19 protein-coding genes are annotated in these 20,117 nt (G+C 44.8%); 13 read left to right on the forward strand and 6 right to left on the reverse strand.

Annotated elements, in window-relative coordinates:
* From ACTIE0_RS03595 to ACTIE0_RS03640, 10 genes are all read left to right on the forward strand, one after another.
* Nucleotides 1–242 (forward strand): hypothetical protein (locus ACTIE0_RS03595; RefSeq protein ID WP_439516836.1); only part of this gene is annotated, 242 nt, incomplete at its 5' end.
* Complete coding sequence (locus tag ACTIE0_RS03600) at nt 223–2,337, forward strand: hypothetical protein (RefSeq protein WP_006670502.1); 2,115 nt, start codon at nt 223–225, stop codon at nt 2,335–2,337. The genes ACTIE0_RS03595 and ACTIE0_RS03600, both read left to right, overlap by 20 nt.
* A 267-nt stretch (nt 2,338–2,604) precedes the next feature.
* The gene (locus tag ACTIE0_RS03605; RefSeq protein ID WP_006620638.1) at nt 2,605–3,423 is read left to right on the forward strand and encodes an RNA polymerase sigma factor; all 819 of its coding nucleotides are present in this window, start codon (nt 2,605–2,607) and stop codon (nt 3,421–3,423) included.
* A 43-nt stretch (nt 3,424–3,466) separates the two neighbouring features.
* Nucleotides 3,467–4,537, forward strand: coding sequence for a tetratricopeptide repeat protein (locus ACTIE0_RS03610; RefSeq protein ID WP_006670503.1), 1,071 nt, complete (start codon nt 3,467–3,469; stop codon nt 4,535–4,537).
* A gap of 272 nt (nt 4,538–4,809) precedes the next feature.
* On the forward strand, nt 4,810–5,220 hold the full coding sequence (locus tag ACTIE0_RS03615) for a hypothetical protein (RefSeq protein WP_006670504.1): 411 nt from the start codon (nt 4,810–4,812) through the stop codon (nt 5,218–5,220).
* 267 nt (nt 5,221–5,487) lie between these two features.
* Entirely contained in the window at nt 5,488–6,915 is a 1,428-nt protein-coding gene (locus ACTIE0_RS03620) for a DUF6765 family protein (RefSeq protein WP_006620641.1), read from the forward strand.
* Nucleotides 6,916–7,489: 574 nt separating this feature from the next.
* A complete protein-coding gene (locus tag ACTIE0_RS03625) occupies nt 7,490–8,116 on the forward strand; it encodes a hypothetical protein (protein ID WP_006620643.1) in 627 nt (208 codons plus the stop codon).
* A gap of 106 nt (nt 8,117–8,222) precedes the next feature.
* Nucleotides 8,223–8,507 carry a hypothetical protein gene (locus ACTIE0_RS03630; protein WP_006670505.1) on the forward strand — a complete coding sequence of 95 codons (285 nt, stop codon included), beginning with the start codon at nt 8,223–8,225 and terminating at the stop codon, nt 8,505–8,507.
* Between the two features lie 754 nt (nt 8,508–9,261).
* Entirely contained in the window at nt 9,262–9,567 is a 306-nt protein-coding gene (locus ACTIE0_RS03635; protein ID WP_006620647.1) for a hypothetical protein, read from the forward strand.
* Nucleotides 9,568–9,619: 52 nt separating this feature from the next.
* Complete coding sequence (locus ACTIE0_RS03640) at nt 9,620–10,624, forward strand: C39 family peptidase (RefSeq protein WP_231296409.1); 1,005 nt, start codon at nt 9,620–9,622, stop codon at nt 10,622–10,624.
* A 96-nt stretch (nt 10,625–10,720) separates the two neighbouring features.
* On the opposite strand, the gene ACTIE0_RS03645 is transcribed toward ACTIE0_RS03640, so the two are convergent.
* From ACTIE0_RS03645 to sufB, 4 genes are all read right to left on the reverse strand, one after another.
* On the reverse strand, nt 10,721–11,980 hold the full coding sequence (locus ACTIE0_RS03645; protein WP_006620649.1) for a SufS family cysteine desulfurase: 1,260 nt from the start codon (nt 11,978–11,980) through the stop codon (nt 10,721–10,723).
* Between the two features lie 245 nt (nt 11,981–12,225).
* A complete protein-coding gene (gene sufD, locus ACTIE0_RS03650; RefSeq protein WP_006620650.1) occupies nt 12,226–13,602 on the reverse strand; it encodes a Fe-S cluster assembly protein SufD in 1,377 nt (458 codons plus the stop codon).
* Between the two features lie 3 nt (nt 13,603–13,605).
* Nucleotides 13,606–14,388, reverse strand: coding sequence for a Fe-S cluster assembly ATPase SufC (gene sufC / locus ACTIE0_RS03655; RefSeq protein ID WP_006620651.1), 783 nt, complete (start codon nt 14,386–14,388; stop codon nt 13,606–13,608).
* A gap of 105 nt (nt 14,389–14,493) precedes the next feature.
* Nucleotides 14,494–15,930, reverse strand: coding sequence for a Fe-S cluster assembly protein SufB (sufB, locus tag ACTIE0_RS03660; protein WP_006620652.1), 1,437 nt, complete (start codon nt 15,928–15,930; stop codon nt 14,494–14,496).
* A 198-nt stretch (nt 15,931–16,128) separates the two neighbouring features.
* Here sufB and sufR point away from each other — a divergent pair, with 198 nt between their 5' ends.
* Both sufR and ACTIE0_RS03670 read left to right on the forward strand, forming a co-directional pair.
* Nucleotides 16,129–16,788, forward strand: a complete 660-nt coding sequence (gene sufR, locus ACTIE0_RS03665) for an iron-sulfur cluster biosynthesis transcriptional regulator SufR (RefSeq protein ID WP_006620653.1) — start codon at nt 16,129–16,131, stop codon at nt 16,786–16,788.
* Nucleotides 16,789–16,833: 45 nt separating this feature from the next.
* Nucleotides 16,834–17,214 carry a hypothetical protein gene (locus tag ACTIE0_RS03670; protein ID WP_006620654.1) on the forward strand — a complete coding sequence of 127 codons (381 nt, stop codon included), beginning with the start codon at nt 16,834–16,836 and terminating at the stop codon, nt 17,212–17,214.
* A 27-nt stretch (nt 17,215–17,241) separates the two neighbouring features.
* On the opposite strand, the gene ruvB is transcribed toward ACTIE0_RS03670, so the two are convergent.
* On the reverse strand, nt 17,242–18,351 hold the full coding sequence (gene ruvB / locus ACTIE0_RS03675; RefSeq protein ID WP_006620655.1) for a Holliday junction branch migration DNA helicase RuvB: 1,110 nt from the start codon (nt 18,349–18,351) through the stop codon (nt 17,242–17,244).
* A gap of 40 nt (nt 18,352–18,391) precedes the next feature.
* Here ruvB and ACTIE0_RS03680 point away from each other — a divergent pair, with 40 nt between their 5' ends.
* On the forward strand, nt 18,392–18,925 hold the full coding sequence (locus ACTIE0_RS03680) for a hypothetical protein (RefSeq protein ID WP_006670506.1): 534 nt from the start codon (nt 18,392–18,394) through the stop codon (nt 18,923–18,925).
* A 92-nt stretch (nt 18,926–19,017) separates the two neighbouring features.
* Here ACTIE0_RS03680 and ACTIE0_RS03685 read toward each other — a convergent pair whose 3' ends face one another.
* Nucleotides 19,018–20,022, reverse strand: coding sequence for an ROK family protein (locus tag ACTIE0_RS03685; RefSeq protein ID WP_006620657.1), 1,005 nt, complete (start codon nt 20,020–20,022; stop codon nt 19,018–19,020).
* Nucleotides 20,023–20,117 lie beyond the last annotated feature (95 nt).

Consider the following 20,117-nt stretch of genomic DNA (forward strand, 5'->3'; position numbering starts at 1 on the left):
ACCCGTTGTTGGGTTCCGTTGCACTCCACCCAACCTACTACTGGAGAGCGATCGCACCTACCTGGGGGAACCCAACACCCCCTGGGGAAACATATACCCCTTTCCTCAGCCAAGAAACCCGGTTTTTCCCAAAAATCGGGTTTCTCAGAACCCCCTTGGGGGAACCCAACACGCTGTGGGTAAACATATACCCCTACTGTCCCTCAACTAACTCGGAAATCTGTGAAGATACACAACTGTAGCTTTGTCGTTGCCTTAGCTGTCCTCCACCTCACTGCCATTCCCGCAGCCTTGGCACAAACTCCCCTCCCATGGGCGATACCTGACCCCGGATTGAATAAAACCCCCAAACCTTCTCCGCCACCGTCAGACCCGGACTATATCATCCCCCCTCGCGTGGCTCCTAACGACCAAATTAGCGCCTTTACCACTACTTTAACCCTTAATGATATCCCCATCAGCCACCTGACCGAATGGCAGGTGAGCGGCGTGCAAGCCTTCGCTAATACCACAAATAGCGACATGGTTTTAGATGGTACGTTCAAACTCCACGCGGAGATTATCGAAAGCCTTAGCCGAACTAATATTTACAGGGTAGACCAGCGGGGGAGTTACTTGCAACTGCGGACGGTGCCGCTGGAAAGGCGAGTAACCACCACCACCACGGAACCCCAAACCATGAACGGTTTGGAAATTCAAATGAGTTTGACGGGGGCTTGTTTTTTACCTGATGCTCCCAGTGACCAACAATGTACTTATATGCCGGGGTTGGTCATCGATCGCAACAGCATCGACCCCGACTTTTTTGTGCCAACCCGGGTTCTGCAAACTTCACAGGTGGGGGATGTCTTGGCACCGGAAACCTTAGCTTTTATGCAGCTTCCCGGTTTTCAAGGGGGAACCGCCAGCCAACCGATTGGGCTAGATTTGTACTTTCCTAATTCTGGCACTTTTCCGGGAAATAGTCAATCCCAAAGAAGCACAATTAAACGCCAAGAAGAAATCGACCTGACCATCGCCGGCACATTTTCCCGGGTGCGACAGGTGGTGAAAGCCAACGATCCCCAAGCGGTTTTGGGGCGCACGATTTACGGATTTACCCTATTTGGGGATGATGAAAATCGCTGTCTCAATACGGTTATCCAAGCGGGGGCACAATTTTTACCAGACCTCATTCCTGACCTGGAAGGGAGCGAAAATCCCCCGAATACCAGCATTAACCGTAACTTATTTTTTGCTGCTAATAATACCCGTTTACCTAGCAGTAGTTTTACGATTTATTCCGCTGGTCTGGGGCGGGCGGAAAGTTTGACTCCCAATATCAGAAGTTTGAGGGAAATTCCTGGGGCGAGTTATCACAGCCTCTGGTTGGGGCTGTCTCCGGTTCTCGATCGCAGCTTCGGACGCGATCGCCTTTTTTTCCGGGCGACCGGTCCCCAAATTGCTATGAGGGCGGGGGCGGAAGGGGGAGAAGATGTCGATAATCTACAGTTAATGTCTGTGGTCAATCAAGACATCTTTTCCACCGAGAATATACAGAACTTTTACACCCAAGTTTATCTGAGTTTTTTGCGGCAAGATGTCAACTTGAACCGCCAAAGTGTTTACCTAGAACAACGGCGATATTATCCTCACCTTAGTTTAACCGGAAACTGGACGCGAAGTCAAGACATTTTCCGCTACTATACGGGGGTTATTGCTTCGGAAATGGTGAAACTTTACCTAGGGGCAGACTATACATTTAACACGACGGACGGCTGGAGTTTTCGAGGGGGTGCGATCGGCTATGTCAACCCCGATCGCGACTATTACAGCCAGGTGTTTGGGAATGCTTCCAAAAGGTTTCGCCTGGGGAATAATAGGAATTTAATCCTGTCGAGTTTTTTCAATTATGCGATCGACCGAGAAACCCGCATTGGGGATGTTGTCAGCATTTCTCCCGCCAGCGAATTAGGGTTATCGGGACGTTTAAACTGGCAAAGATTTTCCCTGGGTTTAACCAACTATTTCGGGGATATCCTCCCCAATTCCTACGACGATCGCCTACTGATAGAATTAGCAGTCCGCCCAGTTAATAACGTCACCTTATCAGGTTATATCGCACCCATCGACAAAACCTCCAGCCGGTCGGTTTACGGTAGCACCATCAGTTGGAGACTGAAAAATCAGCCCAACAGTCCCACGCTATCAGCATCGTGGCAACATCAAGAGTATGATTATGGTAACGATGCCTTTGGGAATCGTATGTTGGTGACAGACAACATTTTTACCATCATTTTCCGGGTAGGAAGTTCCCCCAATCCATTCCCCCGTGAAAACCCAGATCAACCAGATTGAGAGTATATCGAGTGAACTTCCTGTTGGGATGTGGGATTTTTTCAGCAAAAAAATTTACATAAGTGGTATAGACTTTAATCAAGCGATCGAGTATCATATTACAGACGAGCCAAAAACCTGATCAAAATTCGGACTGATCTACCAAGGTCTAAACGAGCATATACTGTCGTTGTCCTCCCGGTATAAAAGGGTGGAGGCAAATTAGATGGAAGCCAACCAGGCTCCGATCGCCAAAACCATTGACGTTTTGAATCCCTCGTACCTCTTATGGAAATTAAAGACCCCATCAGGCGATATCGTTCCCCGAAAGCAAACGATGTCCAACCCTTGAAACAGGCAGAAGAACAAGAACTATTAAATCGTCTTTCAGAAGGGGAAATGAATGCCTTATGGCTCCTCTGGTATTACCATCAAAACTACCTTTATAATCGCTGTATTAGTTGGATGGAAAATAACCGGACGGAAGCGGAAGAAGCCCTCAGTCTAGCCATGTTAAAAGCCAGGGATAAATTACCAAAATACGCCCCAAAAATCACGAATCTCCGAGCTTGGCTAACCCGCTTAACCCATAATCTATGCCTAGATATTCACCGAGAACGTCGCCGAAAATCAATCAGTATTGACAACATAGAAGATTCATATATTCAAGCACAAGATGTTATTTTATGTAGTTGTGAATCCCCAGAATCGCAAATTTTGAGGCATGAGTTAAGGCAGTTTATTCAGAGTGTTGTCAACCAACTACCTGAACGGCTTCGCATCCCTTTCATTCTCCGTTATGACCGAGAACTGTCTTATCCAGATATCGCCGAAAAACTCGGAATTTCCAGAGACAATGCTTACAAACGCATTCAACAGGCACGAGATATTCTCGCCCAGAAGGTGAGAAGTTATCTTTCAGGGGTAGATCCTTTTGAATCAACTTTATCTGAGAGTTTTTACGTCACCAATAATTTGTTAATAGAAGACTCAAAAATCGACGATTTATCTGGTGTCGAGTGTAAATCGGTGGTAGTCAGTTATCACTTAACCGCGACCTGCCTAGATAGACAGTTATCGATTGGACTTGTGAACACCGAAGGATAACCAGGTGCATATCTGCAATAATCAAACACCACCAAATAGCGAGATGTCTAAAAAAACCTTTTCATGTATGGTATCTGTCACCCTACTTTCCGGGAGTGAGAGAAATGTGTATTTGGTTTTAGACCAAAAACCAACCCGAATCAACCAGAAGCTAAAAACCTTAGATCAGTACATACAAAAATATCCATCGGGATGGAAAAAGCGGCTAGAATTGGCGAATCTGTTGTATGCGACGGGTGATTGGCAACGGGCAATCGAAGAGTATCACCAAGTTATTGAGCGACAACCCCAATTGGTTGAGGTGTATTTAAACTTAGGGAAAATGTTGCAGCTAATGGGGCAAGAAGCCGACGCAGTGGCAGTTTATGAAAAAGCCTTATCCCAAGTTCGCCACGAAGCAACTCAACAGCATCTCGGCGGATTAATTGCCGTCTGTCGGCATGACCTGGAAGCAGCCATTGTCGCCTTTGAGTCAGCCACAGCCCTAGAACCGGACAACATGACGCACTGGCTGGCATTGGGGCGGCTACAGATGCAGAAAGAAGATATATCTGGGGCTTTGGGAACATTTGATCACATTTTGTCAGTTCATCCCAATGATATTGTGGCGCTAATTGACAGCTACGATGCTTTGATGATTCTGGGGGATGTCGGGGAAGCGGAGGTGCGGTTGCTGCGGATGCTGGAATTAGCCCCGGACGATTGTCACGTTCTCAAGCGACAGATAGAGACTCGTTGCCGGATGGGTTTGGTATGGGAAAAGGAGGGGAAGCAGACTAAAAAAATGATTGACACGGCACGGCAACGGATGACTACGGTGGAGGGTTTGGCGTTACTGGCTTATTATCACATCGCCCGAGAGGAGTTTGCGGAAGGAGTCAAAATTTTGGCTCGGTTAACGGAGGAACACCCCATTAACCCCAAGAGTTGGCATTCCTACGGTTGGGGTTTGTTCCATGCCGGACAATATCAGAAGGCGGCATCAGCAATGGAGACGGCTTACAAGCTGTCTGGCGAGGATGCCCAAATTTATCGGGATTGGTGCAAGATTTTACAAGCGGCGAGGCAGTCACAACAACGGGCAAAACTGCAAGAAAGAGTGACGGGTGTATGAATGGCGATCGCGGTTCGGAAAACCACCCCTGATAATTCGCAAAATTCACAGATCACCCCCCTCAAACGTCTAATATAGTAGCAGCCAGAACATTTAGGACATCCACGGTCCTGAAACCTGGGAGGTGGACTCTTTTGAACCCCTATTCCCTGTTCCCTATTTCCTGTTGGCTGCTATAACTAAGTCAACACCACTATTAAAGGTTAAATACCATGGCAGTCACCGGCTCAATTTCAATTGATGTCAATTAAACTTTCGATCAGATCAAAGGATTGGTCACATACGACAAAAAATATGTCATTGAAGTCATTAACAAGACCCAATATGTCCTGGAGCGCGTGGGATCCCATAATGACTCGCAAAATTGGCCCCTTGGCGATATCCAACCCGAGCAGTTAGGGGTCGGTAAATTTGACTGTAATTACTTTTCCTTTGGGGTAAATTATAAGCTCAAAGGGGGATCGGGTTTCATACAATTTGCTGCTTCTTGGCCGCTCATTGGTAAGCGAAAAATTGCAGTCGGCAATATACATCAAGATGGTAACGGTCCGGCTCGGAAGGTGTGGGATGAGATGGACGACCCGTCGGATAAATTATGTTCCAATGATTTGGTCAGAGTTCGGGCTTTTATGCAAGAAGAAGGAGAATCAATCATCTGGGTATATGAAGTGGTTACTAAATAGTTTTCACTGAAATTTACCAAACGGCGATCGGCTACAATTGTAGCCGATATTGACTTAACTACGCGGGTGAGATTGGTACAAACCAGAGATTTAATCTAGCCTGAATGTATATTAACCATCAAAAGTATAAAAACTCGATAGCTCGCGAAAAATCCTAGCCATGTTCAAAGCCACACCTGATAATTGGCAAAATTCATAAATTGAAGATAGCAATCGTCTTGAGAATGTAAATACACAAGTATCACCCACTCTCAAGAGGTAAATATTGTGGATCAAGATTTTCATTATTATGGAACTTACTACGCGGCTAGAATCGGCGGCAATTATAGTCAAAAGGATGCAACTGTTATTGCTACAGCCTCTAATTTCATCGATTTTTTGAGCAATGAAAAATATGCCGGATACTGGCATATTGTCAGCAATACCGAAAAATCTTTAGAGCGAGATTATAATGTGATCGCCAAAGTCGATTATCCTCGTTACACATTTCAAGGCACCTTGAGTACCGGAGCCAGTGGAAGTAGTGGGTTATGGGCATCATTTCACTTTCCTCCTGGAAACTATAATGACCCTGTTGGTACACCAACTAAGATCGATGTCCATGGAAAAGATGTTGCTGCCTTATTACCTGACTATCACCTACGGGAAATAGATCCTGATTCGAGCCTTAAGAGCAAAATTACTCCGGACATTGGTAAGTTGCTCAATCGGCCACAAAGTGCTTTGTCTAGAGCGATGATCAAAGACACAATTCGCTGTCTCACTGATTCAAGCCGTTTGGAAAACATTCTGATCAAATCTGCTGGTGGTAAGACCTTATTAAGTTCTGCAAATAAGGAGTCTATTCTCAAACGCTTTGGATTGCTTTTGTTGGGGGTTAGGGCTCATGTTATTGGAGATACTTGGGCCCACCAAGATTGGTGCGCCCTTGATCATGTAATCAATACTTACTGGGATATTGACAATTCCTGGCTCAAAAATGATGTTTGGCAAAATATTGAGTATCAAGATATGGGTCAGAGTTGGAAAAAAGTCAAGCTGTCTTGTACATCTCATGAAAATTTGCAAGCTGCTCCCAATGTACCTCCCTGCTATGTAGGACATGGATGGATGGGACATTTTCCCGATTACAGCTTCGTTAAATATCGCTATAAACCCTGCTGGAGTCCCAAAAGTGCATGGTCATTAGAGCGTGATAATCCTACGGAATACAACCATGCTTTTCTTGAGTTATGTAGCTTATTTTCTCAGGCAAGTGGCAGTCAGTTTCGCCCCCAAGATAAAAAGAGTCAACTAGCCGCAGCAGAAAAGGCGATTTCCTCACCAATTGAAATTGACAATCAAAACAATTGTCCCCGATACTACTCGGCTGAGAAATGGAAAGAGGAAATGAACAAGGTAGCTCTTGAAAAACCCAAAATTGCCATTGATACCCGCAAAGAACCTGACGAAGAAACGGTGCTTAAAGGTAAATTTGACCATCCAATTGTTCTGGAAGCGATAAATCGCTACGGTTCCTTATACATTCAAGCTGCCAGCGATCTCCATCTGTTTCAAATTGCGGCTGACTACCAATTTTGGTTTGTCAAAGATTGGACTCAAAAACATGAGATAGGAGTTGGTAAATTGTTTGATGATACCTGGGCGAAAGCAATTGGTATTCTCTCACCTGATATCGTGAATATTTGGGGTTAACAGCACTATTTTACTAAGCGATCGCCCTGATCATACTTAGTCAAAAGGGGGGCGATCGCTCCCTTTTTTGATGGGGCTTCATTTGGGAAAATACCATAACTCAAAATTTTCCGAAATTGAATTCAATCCGCGTTTTAGGGGTGTAGATAAAGCCAGAGGTCTAATCGATCAGTCAGATGGGTAGGAAGTCGCGGTAATAGCCGAACCCTAGCCCCTTTGGGGGAATATGTATGCACCAATCCTAATGTGCAAGGTTTTAAAGGTTCGCAAGGTGATCGAAAAGCTCGGAAAAAGCTGGGTGGTGTCCATCCAGTGACTGTGCTGAAAGAGGAAGCGGGAGTAGCCACAGGTTCCCTCGCCAAACTGGTGAATTGATTTTACTAAACGCCCACCGTTTTGCATGAGTGCGATCGCCTGGTAATTTCTGGAAAATGTTCCGGTCCGATCGCACCTTTTTTGGGGACATAGAATCGATTAATTAATTTGAGAAATTACGAAAGATATTAACAGAAAATCCAAAACATCAAAAAATCACCGCCTCAACCGTATCGCTCCGGGTTGTCGCGGTCTAATTTTGCCAGTATTTTCCGATCGCCGCCCAGATTCTCTTTCCCAGCTAGACCTGGCACGCCAAATCAATCAAGCCCTTGAACAAGGTGCCCATGTGATTAACATTAGCGGCGGTCAACTGGCTCAAGCAAATGAGGCATACCCCGCTTTATTGCTGGAAAAAAATAACGGATTAACTTTAAAAGATATTGCCGTACTCTCCATCGGAACTGGCAACACCACTTGTCCCTACAGCTATGAAGAAATCAAGGGATGGAGTTCTCTGGGTTGGGTTCAGCATCTACCGGACATCTTCTTAAATCCTGCTTCCCAAAATTCCGAAGATATTGGCAATCAAATTCTGGATAGTGTTGGGAGTGATATATTACGTTTGGATTTCGATCTCAACGATCGCTTGCAAGTGGAAAAGCAGCCAGGTCGTTTGCGATCGCTCCTCGAAAAGCCCCACAATCGATATATTTTTAAAAAATATCAAAAGTATCAAAAGATTGGCGAAGAAATTGACAATCCCGAAAATTGCCAAGAGTTGATCGAGGCGGCGAAATGCTTTCTCGATTGTGGCGAAGTCTATGATCAGAAGCCAGGGGTGCCAGTGCGAGATGCAATCCCACAATTTATCAAATTACATTGAGCATTCGTCGAGGTAAATCTTGGCGATCGCCCACCGTTAATTGGCGATCGCCCACCGTTCATATTGACAATATTACCAACCATTCACCCCAAATCAAACAACACAAATGAGTAAAACTTGGTACGCCATCCTCACCACTTACATGATTTTGTTTTTTGCGACTGGTTATATCAACTTTTTTAGCAATAATTATTTTGCGAAAACTCCAGAAAATGTTGCCCAAATAACTCGCGATTATGACTCCCCAAAAAAAATGAATTGGGTGGCAGAACTTCTGCTAGAGGATGCCCAAACTTATCAAGACGAAAATAATATTGCTTCCCAGTCTTTCAATATTGTCTTGGGTTCTATTGTTTCTTTTTTGTCCGCCACTGTCAAACAAAAACAATAAATTTACAATTATTTGAGATGAAGCCATGAAGAATCTTGATCCAGAAGACAAATTTTTACTTCCTCCTGAATATGATGATTTTAATGCAGATTTTTAATTGTGGAATTATCAGCAACAATTAAGGCGCAAAGTGAGTAAAACTTGGTATATAATTTTCTGCGTATATGCCCTATTATTGAGTTTAACAGGTGGCGTAACATTTTTCTATAATCATGGATTTTATGCGAGAGAGGAAAATATCAAAAAAATGGAAATTATGACAACATAGGAGCAATTCAATACCTACCAATTATGACTAAAAAAGGAGAGAGAAAATATGAGACATATCAACCAAATAGCCAATCAATCTTTTAATGTTGCTCTGGTTGGGTTTTTTATCTGCGATCTTGACAAAATCCCAGGCTGATCACAATGAATATTTAGACAATATAAATGTTTTCATCCTATCGATAATAATTGCAAAATGCCCAAATTCAGAATCCTTTGTTTCAATTCGTTATTTCCATGAAATCAAATCTGAAACCTGCAAATAACCATGAAAACAATTGTCGCCAAAGCCCATACCAAATTCCAAAAACTGCCTATCCAGTCCTCGGAACTGAAACCTGATCAAATGGTCGCGGTTACGGCGGGAAAAACCTACGAAGTTTAAGCATTTGAACCTGCTGAAAATGGACATATTAAGGTCACTTTAGCCGCCAATAGTGGAACCTTTTATGCCTTTAGTAAAGATGGGGATGGACTGCCATCGGTAATGCCAGAAGGGGCGGAAGAGCCATTGATTACTCAGCCAGAAGGCAAGGCGATTTTTGGTAATTTTATCCGTGAAGATGAACTAGCAGATCTGAATCGTTGTCTGCATTTTTATCAAATCAATACCCCCCCTAGAATCTGTCATTTTATCAGTAAAATTGCCCACGAATCCGGGGGATTGAAGTGGTTAAAAGAACTCAGTGATGGGTCTTATTTGGAAGGGCGCAGCGATTGGGGAAATACTTGTTCTGGTGACGGCCCAAAATACAAAGGTTCGGGGGCGCTTCACCGGACGAAACAATTATAAAGCCTTCTGCGATGCGCTGGGCGATGCCAAAATTATGGAAGGTTGCGATTATATGGCGGAGCATTATCCGTTTACCAGTGCCGGATTTTGGTGGCACAATAACCGCATGAATGAATTGTGCGATCGCGGCGCAACCGTGGAAGAAATTACCCTAAGAGTCAACGGGGGTTACAATGGCTTAGAAGATCGTCACCAATATTATAACAAAGCCTGTAAAGTGACAGAGTCGCGCCCAATAGCCTCCTCTCCTGCCAATTCAGAACCTGCCAATTCAGAAGTGGCTGTGAAGATTAAATTTATCCACACCACAACCCTCCGCACCGTCATCGAAGACCTTTCCGAACTCTCAAGCGATCAACAAGTCGAAATTAAAGAACAAAGTGTTTATCCGGTTCACTCCTATGCGTACCAAACCGGAGATTACCTGAAAGTTGCATTTTGGGGTCAATCATTTAAGGTAAAAAATACTTGGTTTGTTCACAGCAGAGATGTAGAGATATACAATCAGAATCTCCAGATTAAACCCGATAAAATTTTACTACCTGTTCCTTGGTTTCCGCAAACTGACAACTATCGAGATCCAGAAAGAACTTGTAATTCATCGTCTTGTGCCATGTGTTTAGAATATTTCAAGCCGGGAACTTTACTCGGAACCACTGGAGATGATATCTACTTAGAAGTGGTTTTTAAATATGGAGATACCACCGATCATACAGTGCAAACCCAAGCCTTATCAGATTTTGGTTTGAAAAGCACTTGGCACACCGATCTGGATTTTGATGATGTTTATCGAGAACTAGAAGCGAAGCGTCCTGTTGTGATTGGTATTTATCATCGGGGGACGACGGAACATCCTTGTGGCGGTCACATGATTGTTGTCCGGGGGCGCACTGAAAACGGGGATTTTGTTGTTAATGATCCTTATGGTTCTCTTAATGATTGCTACACCGGAGCGGTTGAAAATGGTAAGGGTGCAATTTACAGCAAATATGAAATGACCTATCGTTGGACGGCAGAAGGACCCGGAACTGGTTGGGGCAGACTTTTTCAAGCCTAGGAATTAATGGATTAAGATGGAATCGGCGATTTGATCACCAAGGAGAATCAAATCGCCTGAATTCCAAGGCTTCCATTATGAAGCCCTTAGCTAAGATTAAGACATCTGCTTAAAAAAAGCGATCGCCTCTTTCAACGCCACCACAAAGGCATCAATATCCTCATGGGTATTGTAAAAATAACAACTCGCCCGCGCCGTAGAATTAACCTTTAGATACTTATGTAAAGGTTGGGTGCAGTGGTGTCCTGAACGCACCGCCACCCCCGAATCATTCAACAGCATTGATAAGTCATTAGGGTGAATTTCTCCCGCTGAAAATGATGCTAATGCCGCCCGTCCTTTACCCTCAGCCGTTGGGGGGGGTCCATAAATAGTAATTTCGGGAACATCACTTAATTTCTTGAATAAATAAGCCGTTAATTCCTGTTCGTAGGCGTGGATTTTATCCAAGCCAATCTTCATTAAATAATCCAGGGCTGCACCTAAAGCGATCGCCTCTCCAATCGCCGGAGTTCCCGCCTCAAATTTATGGGGTAATTCCCCACAGGTAAAACCCTCTAACGACACCTCCCCAATCATCTCGCCACCCCCCAAAAATGGCGACATCGACTCCAGTATTTCCCGCTTACCATACAGAAAACCAATCCCCGTCGGACCACACATTTTATGACCCGAACCCACTAACCAATCACAATCAATTTCCTTGACATTTATCGGTAAATGTGGTAAACTTTGGCAGGCATCAATCAACACCTTCGCCCCATATTGATGGGCAATTTCCGTAATTTCCTTCACCGGATTAATGCAGCCCAAAACATTAGACATTTGCAGGACAGCCACCAACTTAGTCTGAGGGGAAATGAGGGTTTTAAACTCCTCAAAATCGAACTCCTGGTTAGCCGTTAATCCCACATACTTAATCACCGCCCCAGTTTTCTTAGCCAGCATTTGCCAAGGGACTAAGTTACTGTGATGTTCCATTACCGACAAAATAATCTCATCCCCAGCCCGTAGATTTTCCCACCCCCAAGAATAGGCAACCACATTCACGGCTTCGCTGGCGTTACGAGTATAAATAATCTCCTGGTAGGAATCAGCATTAATAAACTCAACCACCTTTTGGCGGGCTTTTTCATATTCATCAGTCGCCTTAGCGCTAAGGGTATGAATACCCCGATGAACATTAGAATTATATGTTTGATAATAGTTTTGGATAGCATCTAAAACCACCTGGGGTTTTTGAGAAGTAGCCGCATTATCCAAATAAACCAGAGGATGTCCGTTCACCTCCTGATGTAGAATGGGGAAATCTCCCCGCACCTTTTGTCCTAGTGTTTTTTCTTTAATAAGTGTCATTTTGTCTAATCCCTAAATCTAGCAATTGGCAACCAGTAACCATTAAAGCATCTCTGGTAATTCCCCCATCATCAAGATAGCAGAGGTGAGGGGAGATAGTTGATTAATCATCAAGAATTAATCCCCCCCTTACAGCCTGTTCATAAATCATCTTATCACCTCTCAAAGTCCCTCTCTCTTTCTGGGATCCAGATTTAGGGTGAGGGCAATGTATTAAGCGACTGGTGAACAAGCTGTAACCCCCTTTACATTTCCCCTTCGTCAGTGCGACAAGCCACACAGCGGGATAAAATTTGCTTGAGAGAAACCAAAGGCAATTTCTCTAAAATTTCCGCCGCAAAAGCATCAATTAACAGGTTACGGCTGGTTTTTTCATCCAGTCCCCGACTCCGCAGATAGAAAATCTCATCCGCTTCTAATTGGCTAACAGTTGCGCCGTGGGCACATTTGACATTATCAGCTACAATTTCTAATTGAGGCTTGGTATTAACCCGCCCTTTAGCCGATAACAACAGATTACGATTCAGTTGAGTCGCATCAGTCATTTGTGCCGCTTGGGGAACCACAATCCGACCATTAAATATAGCATGAGCGCGGTCATCCACAATAGCTTTATGTAATTGATTGATAACACCATGGGGATGGTTCAAAAATACGGCGCTATGGGTATCAGCGACCTGTTGACCATTGACCAGAGTCAAACCATTAAGCTGAGTTTCGGTTCCCACAGCGGTTTGGTGAATATCGAAGTTATGGCGAGACAATTTCGCCCCCAAACTAATGGCGTTACCAGTATAACGGCTAGAACGCCCTTGGGAAACTACAGTGCGACCAATATGGAAAGATGAAGCCAATTCTCGTTGAAGGCGAGTATGTTGTAATTCGGCATTGTCACCAACCCATAACTCTGTCACTGTGTTAGTGAAATAAGGAGTTTTTTGGGTGCGGTCTGAACAACCCAAAATATTCGCGGTGGCGTAGTGTTCAATTACTGTGGCTTTGCTTCCGGGTTCAGCGACAATTAAAGTCCGAGGTTGACTGGTTACAGGTTGGCTGCTACTGAGGGAAATAAATAGCAGATGAATGGGGGTATCAATGACTTGATTTTGGTGAACCCAGACCACCGCAGCATCAGCCAAAGAGGAAGTATTGAGGGCGGTAAAAACTTCCTGGCTGTCGGGTTGTTGAGTTAGGTAGTTCCCCAACTTATCGGATAATGGTTTATCGAGTTGTCCTAAATTGCCGACAAATACTCCATCAGGAAGATTATCTAAACAGGACAGTTGGGGGGAGTAAAAACCATTCACAAAAACCAACCTAGTCCCTTTAACTTCCGGTAAGATTAAAGGCGAAATCTCGTCTCGGGAAAGTTCTACCGCTGTGGCTGGTTGAAAAGGCAATTCCAACAAAGCGGAAAGGTCGGTAAATCGCCAATCTTCATGGCGACGGGTAGGAATAGCTAATTCCTTAACCCAACTGGCGGCATTATCACGAATATTTTGTAATTGTTCGGCAATGTTTCTTTCCAAAGGGAAACTCGCCGGAATTGGAAGAGAACCCCTTACCCGATTAAGTAACTGATTCAAATAGGAAAGTTCTGGTTTTTCTTGAATATGAATCATTAACTACACCCCCACTGTGGCTGCTTCAATTATATCATCATAGCCCTGTTTTTCCAACTCGATCGCCAATTCCTTAGCACCAGTTTTAATAATTCTGCCATCAGCCATGACATGAACATAATCAGGGACAATGTAATCCAATAACCGCTGATAGTGAGTAATCACCAGCATAGCATTTTCAGCATTAGCCAATTGATTCACACCATTAGCGACAATTTTCAGCGCATCAATATCCAAGCCGGAATCAGTTTCGTCCAAAATGGCTAATTTCGGTTCTAATAAAGCCATCTGCAAGATTTCATTACGCTTCTTTTCACCCCCAGAAAAGCCTTGATTAACGCTACGTTCCAGAAACTCTGGACGCATTTTCACCACCTCTAATTTTTCGTGGATTAAATCCTCAAAATCAAACACATCTAACTCATCTAAGCCCCGATATTTCCGTTGGGAATTGTAAGCCACCCGCAGAAAATCGAGATTACTAACCCCAGGGATTTCGATGGGATATTGGAAAGCCAAAAACAGACCGATTAAGGCGCGTTCTTCTGATTCTAATTCCAGGAGATTTTGTCCTAAAAATGTGACTTCACCCCCAGTTACTTCATAGGCTGGATGTCCGGCCAAGATTTTAGAAAAGGTACTTTTTCCCGACCCATTTTGACCCATGATGGCGTGAATTTCTCCGGCTTTAATTTCCAGGTTTAAGCCTTTTAAAATCGCCTTACCATCAACGGTAGCGGTTAAATTCTTAACGGACAAAATCACGGGACTGTTTTCTTGAATCATTCTCAACCTCTAAATGTGTGTGATTGGTGTTAGTGATTAACTGACGTAATTAGGTTAGGGGGTTTTCAACAGGAAACCCCACCATCTCCCAGGGAAATAGATAGTTTAACCGACAGCGCCTTCTAGTTTCAGACTCAGCAGTTTATCGGCTTCGGCTGCAAACTCCATGGGTAATTTATTAAACACATCTTTACAGAAGCCGCTGATAATCATAGACACAGCATCTTCCTCAGAAATTCCCCGTTGAGTAAAGTAAAACAATTGGTCTTCCCCAATTTTAGAAGTCGAGGCTTCATGTTCTACCTTGGCGGTACTATTTTCGACTTGAATATAAGGGAAAGTATTAGCCTGTCCACAGTCGCCAATTAACATAGAGTCGCACTGGGAATAATTCCGCGCTCCCACAGCTTTCGGACCCATTTTCACTAAGCCACGATAGCTATTCGCAGACCGACCCGCCGAAATACCTTTAGAAATAATAGTGCTGCGGGTATTTTTGCCAATATGAACCATTTTGGTTCCGGTATCAGCCTGTTGACAGTTATTGGTGAGGGCGACGGAGTAAAATTCTCCGACGGAATTATCACCGACCAACACACAACTAGGATATTTCCAAGTAATGGCTGACCCGGTTTCTACCTGAGTCCAGGAAATCTTAGAATTTACGCCTTTACAGAGTCCCCGCTTGGTGACAAAGTTATAAATTCCGCCTTTCCCGTTTTCGTCCCCAGCAAACCAATTTTGCACGGTAGAATATTCGATGGTGGCATTATCCAAAGCGACCAATTCGACTACAGCGGCGTGTAATTGGTTGGTATCGAACATGGGGGCGGTACAGCCTTCTAAATAGGTGACAGAACTGCCAGATTCTGCTACAATTAAGGTGCGCTCGAACTGCCCAGATTCACCGTTATTAATGCGGAAATAAGTAGACAGATCCATGGGACATTTAACCCCTTTGGGAATGTACACGAAGGAACCATCACTAAACACGGCTGAGTTGAGGGCGGCGAAGTAGTTATCACCGACGGGAACTACACTCCCCAAATATTTCTCAATCAGTTCTGGGTGGCTTTCTACGGCTTCGGAAATTGAGCAGAAAATTACCCCTTCTTCGGCGAGTTTTTCTTTAAAAGTGGTGGCAATGGACACACTATCAAAGACGGCATCCACTGCTACATTAGCCAGCCGTTTCTGTTCGGATAGGGGAATCCCTAATTTCTCAAAGGTTTCTATTAGGGTCGGGTCTACTTCTTCTAAACTGCCTTTTTTCTTCTCTACTTTGGGGGCGGAATAGTAGATAATGTCTTGATAGTCAATGGGGGGATAGTGAACATGGGGCCAGGTGGGTTCAGCCATTTTCTGCCACTGCTGATAAGCCCTGAGACGGAAATTTAACATAAATTCCGGCTCATTTTTTTTCGCTGATATCAGCCGCACCACATCTTCACTCAACCCCTTGGGGATGGTGTCGGACTCAATATCAGTAACAAAGCCGTATTTATAGGGCTGGTTAACTAGGGTTTTGACTGAAGCACTCATATATCTTGTGTTCTCTTGTGTTGGTTTGGTTTACGGTCTGGTGTCCCGGCTCATCACCTGGACAAACTCCCACGGGATGGCAGATCCCAAGTCCCACTGTCTGGGACTTAAACAACCTATTTGTTATTTAAGTCTATTTTAGGTTACATTAGCAACAACTGTATTGTCAAAGCCAAAATTTTTTGAATTTTTGTGAACATGATGACCACGACCCAACAGCATTCGACTAAGCAGGACATCCTCCAATATCTTCTGAAACGTCATCAGGCTACGGCTCAGGAACTCGCGGAGGCTCTCGATATCAGTCCCCAAGCCACCCGTCGGCATCTCAAGGATCTCCAGGGGTCGGGGTTGATCAATTATGAGTCTGTACAGATAGGGATGGGACGGCCCCAACATATCTATCGCCTAACCAGTCAGGGACGCGATCGCTTTCCGAATAGTTATGATCAATTTGCAATTTCTTTCCTGGATACTTTGGCTGAAACCGTGGGACCCGAACAGGTTAGCCAGATTTTACACAAACAGTGGCAAAGAAAAGCCATGGAGTATCGCCAACGGGTGGGGACTGGTCCAGTAGGCGATCGCGTAGCTAAATTGGCGGAAATTCGCCAAGGGGAAGGTTATATGGCTGAGTGGTATGCCGTAGAGACTCAAGAGGAAGTCGCCACGGGTGAGCAACGCTATATTTTCACAGAACATAACTGCGCGATTTCTAGTGTGGCTGAGTCTTTTCCGAGTGTCTGCGGCCATGAGTTAGAGATGTTTGCGGCTGTACTATATGATTGTACCGTAGAACGGACTCATTGGCTAGTTAATGGTGAGCATCGTTGTGGTTATCTGATTATTAGTCATTAACTGGCGGCCTCCCCAATCTTGTGGAAATAGTGTAATTATCTAATTATGATGCAGACAGATAGAGAATTTTTAACGCCAGAAGAAGCGGTTAAGGTAGATGCAGCTTTGTTGTCATCTAAGGAGAAGTTTGCCACCCGTCTGGCTATTTATGCGCTGCGCTGTTTACGGGAAATTTCCCAGCAACAAGAATGTGCGATCGCCTCAGTAACTCTAGACCAAATTACCCAGTGGATTGAGCAGGATACCCGCCTCCATGATAAACTAGAAATAGATAGCAGTTTTACCAGCTTTTTTAGTCGGTTGGTTATGTCCTCAATGAAACCACTAGATCGCATTTCGCAGGAGTTGCAAATCCCGATGGCTAACTTAACAGTTGATCAGGTGGTTGCGGGGTTCGAGAAGGAGAGTCAGGTTAAGCGAGAGTAGCGGTAATATAGAGATTGTGGGGGTTATTTAACCAAACAAAGAAAGCTGTTTTTGTGGTGGTTCATAACCCAAATGTTGCCAAGCCTTAGCGGTGGCGATTCTACCGCGATGAGTCCGCTGTATAAAGCCAATTTGCATAAGATAGGGTTCCTGGACTTCCTCCAAGGTTTGGGCATCTTCGCCGCTGGCTGCTGCTAGGGTTTCCAAGCCGACGGGTCCCCCATTGAAATTTTCGATAATGATGCGGAGTAAATGCTGATCCGTCCAATCCAAACCGAGGGGATCTACATTAAATAATTCTAAGGCGATCGCCGCAATTTCTCCGGTAATATCCCCGGATGCTTTGACTTCCAAATAATCCCGTACCCGTCTTAATAAACGATTAGCAATTCGGGGAGTTCCTCGGGAACGTCGGGCAATTTCTAAGGCACCTTCGGGAGTAATGGGAGTTTTTAATAGTTTAGCGGTACGGTTGACAATTTGGGCGAGTTCATCAACTTCATAAAAACGCAAACGTTGAATTAACCCAAAGCGATCGCGCAGGGGAGAAGTCAAAGCACCGATTCTGGTAGTTGCGCCGACAATAGTAAACTTATTTAAGGGAATGCTGCGCGTCCTCGCACTACGTCCCTGACCAATAGTGATATCTAAACGAGAGTCTTCCATAGCAGGATAAAGGATTTCTTCGGCCATTTTAGAGAGGCGGTGAATCTCATCAATAAACAAAATCTCTCCGGGTTTTTGATTAACCAAAAGTCCGGCAATATCCCTCGGTTTTTCCAGGGAAGGCGCAGTAGTAATTTGGCATTTGACGCCCATTTCTGTTGCCAAAATTAGCGCCATGGTAGTTTTACCGAGTCCGGGAGGTCCATAAAGTAACAAATGGTCGAGGGGTTCCCGGCGAGACTTAGCAGCGGCGATCGCAATTTCCAATACCTGTTTGAGATCCCGTTGACCAATATAGTCGGCTAGTTGTTGGGGTCTAATTTTTTCTTCGGGTTTGGGATTGTTTTTTTCCTCAGAGGTGGGTGATGGTATCAGTAGGGACTCCTCCGCTGGTGGCTTCACCTGATAGGTAGATGAAGGTTCGCGGGCTGGCTTATGTGGGCGGGAATTGTGAGAAGATATAATTGCCATAACTTATGCAATACCCCAAAACATTTCAATTAGTTCGATCATGATCTATTCTGTCTCAATCCCGGAAAATATTACCTTTGAAGATGCGATCGCCATTACCCAATCTCTGATTGATCAATCCCAAGCGGGAAGTATCTCGGACTCAGACTTGGCGGCGGCTATATCCAAACTGGTTCATTCGGAAAATGGGGCGAGGGGATTTTTTGTGACCTACCTCACGGATACTCGCCCTATTCCTGAACAAATGACACCAGAGATCCAAAAAGCCTTAGAATCTTCTCCTGAGATAGTCTCGGAGTTATTGGTGAAAAATTTGGCGATGTCCGCCGCCATGGTAGTCTATCATCATCGCCACCAAAATGAGGATATGGCTGCCAGTTCGGACTTAGTGCGATCGCGCTGTATTGAGTTAATTCAAGGCCTCAATTTACCACCAGTCAAATCTTTACTACAGCAGCTTCTGGAAACTTCCCAAAGGGGAGAGGGACCCTATCAAGACTTTTTGGAGAGATGGGGATATGATACCCAACAACGAGAAGCGATCGCCACTTCTGTACATTTAGCGATCGCATAATTTGTAGGTGGGGTGAAATCACGACTAGAAACCCGGTTTCTTTGAGAAACCGGGTTTCTTGACCCCCCCCAATACCTGAATTTGTTGGGTGTCTACGAGTTCGCGGTTACACTCGCATATTGAGCCGCACCGTAAGCAGCACTATCTGGGAGCGTATCAATAGACCATTCCACCCTGGTCTGGGTGAGATGGGGGAAACTATGGTCAATTTCCTGACGAACCCAGGCGATCGCATCTTGTTTGAATCGTTGATATGCTCCCTCCGATGCCGTTTTTTCCTTTTCTTGCGCTCCCCCAGAAATCACAATCAGGTCACAGCCTATGGTATTGACCACATTACGAGCCGCTATACCGAGGCTGGTAAAATACTCTTGCCAAATAGCCACAACATCCGACAGAGGCTCATCCATTTGACCCAAGCGACGCAGGTTTTTCGCCACCTCCATGGGATCTCCTTGTAACGCTTCCGGTACATTCCCCTTAGCCTGTCGGTGTTTAACCATATTTCTCAGACCCAATAAAGACGCTCTGGTTTCTGCACATCCCCTCGCACCACATCCGCACAGGTCGGCATTTTCCGAGCTATCAATACAAATATGACCGAATTCTGCGGAAACTGCGGGAGCCGACCAGATTTTCCCGTTGACAATCAAAGCGCCGCCTAATCCTGTTCCGGTAATAAACTGAGCCATGACAGAAGAAGCCTGATTTTGAGCCTCGCGGATGCTGTATTCCCGGTAAGCGCCCGCGTCTCCATCATTGAGGAGGAGAGCGGGTAACTGGAGAGTCTCCGAGAGTTTTTGGGCAATATTCACCCCTTGCCAAGAGCGATCAATATTGGTAGGATAAACACACATTCCCGAGGCATCAATGGGAGCCGGACAACAAGCACCGATCGCCTTTAAATCCTGGAATTGTAGATCATTGGCTGCGAGTAGCTCATGGGTAGCGGTTTGAATCACATTTACGGTAGCGTCGGGACCCTCAGAGGCGCTGCTGGGACGATCTAACCTTTCTCCGATGACCCCTTTTTCTGGCTCAAATAATCCCAGTTTAACGGTACTAGCACCAATGTCAATCCCCAAGTAAATGCTCATAATTCTTTCCTAACATCCAACTGATACATTTACGCGACATTTATCCGGCTATTGCCTGACAATGCGACGATAGCACTATTACCCGTTAAGGTAAC

This window comes from Limnospira sp. (assembly GCF_051859755.1).
Taxonomy (GTDB): Bacteria; Cyanobacteriota; Cyanobacteriia; order Cyanobacteriales; family Microcoleaceae; genus Limnospira; species Limnospira fusiformis.

Excerpts from the sequence above, each read along its gene's own strand:
- ACTIE0_RS03645 (WP_006620649.1), bottom strand. The coding sequence starts at position 11,980 with ATGACACTTATTAAAGAAAAAACACTAGGACAAAAGGTGCGGGGAGAT.
- ACTIE0_RS03670 (WP_006620654.1), top strand. The coding sequence starts at position 16,834 with ATGATGCAGACAGATAGAGAATTTTTAACGCCAGAAGAAGCGGTTAAG.
- sufR (WP_006620653.1), top strand. The coding sequence starts at position 16,129 with ATGATGACCACGACCCAACAGCATTCGACTAAGCAGGACATCCTCCAA.
- sufD (WP_006620650.1), bottom strand. The coding sequence starts at position 13,602 with ATGATTCATATTCAAGAAAAACCAGAACTTTCCTATTTGAATCAGTTA.
- ACTIE0_RS03605 (WP_006620638.1), top strand. The coding sequence starts at position 2,605 with ATGGAAATTAAAGACCCCATCAGGCGATATCGTTCCCCGAAAGCAAAC.
- ACTIE0_RS03610 (WP_006670503.1), top strand. The coding sequence starts at position 3,467 with ATGTCTAAAAAAACCTTTTCATGTATGGTATCTGTCACCCTACTTTCC.
- ACTIE0_RS03630 (WP_006670505.1), top strand. The coding sequence starts at position 8,223 with ATGAGTAAAACTTGGTACGCCATCCTCACCACTTACATGATTTTGTTT.
- ACTIE0_RS03640 (WP_231296409.1), top strand. The coding sequence starts at position 9,620 with ATGGCGGAGCATTATCCGTTTACCAGTGCCGGATTTTGGTGGCACAAT.
- ACTIE0_RS03635 (WP_006620647.1), top strand. The coding sequence starts at position 9,262 with ATGCCAGAAGGGGCGGAAGAGCCATTGATTACTCAGCCAGAAGGCAAG.
- sufC (WP_006620651.1), bottom strand. The coding sequence starts at position 14,388 with ATGATTCAAGAAAACAGTCCCGTGATTTTGTCCGTTAAGAATTTAACC.
- ACTIE0_RS03680 (WP_006670506.1), top strand. The coding sequence starts at position 18,392 with ATGATCTATTCTGTCTCAATCCCGGAAAATATTACCTTTGAAGATGCG.
- ruvB (WP_006620655.1), bottom strand. The coding sequence starts at position 18,351 with ATGGCAATTATATCTTCTCACAATTCCCGCCCACATAAGCCAGCCCGC.
- sufB (WP_006620652.1), bottom strand. The coding sequence starts at position 15,930 with ATGAGTGCTTCAGTCAAAACCCTAGTTAACCAGCCCTATAAATACGGC.
- ACTIE0_RS03685 (WP_006620657.1), bottom strand. The coding sequence starts at position 20,022 with ATGAGCATTTACTTGGGGATTGACATTGGTGCTAGTACCGTTAAACTG.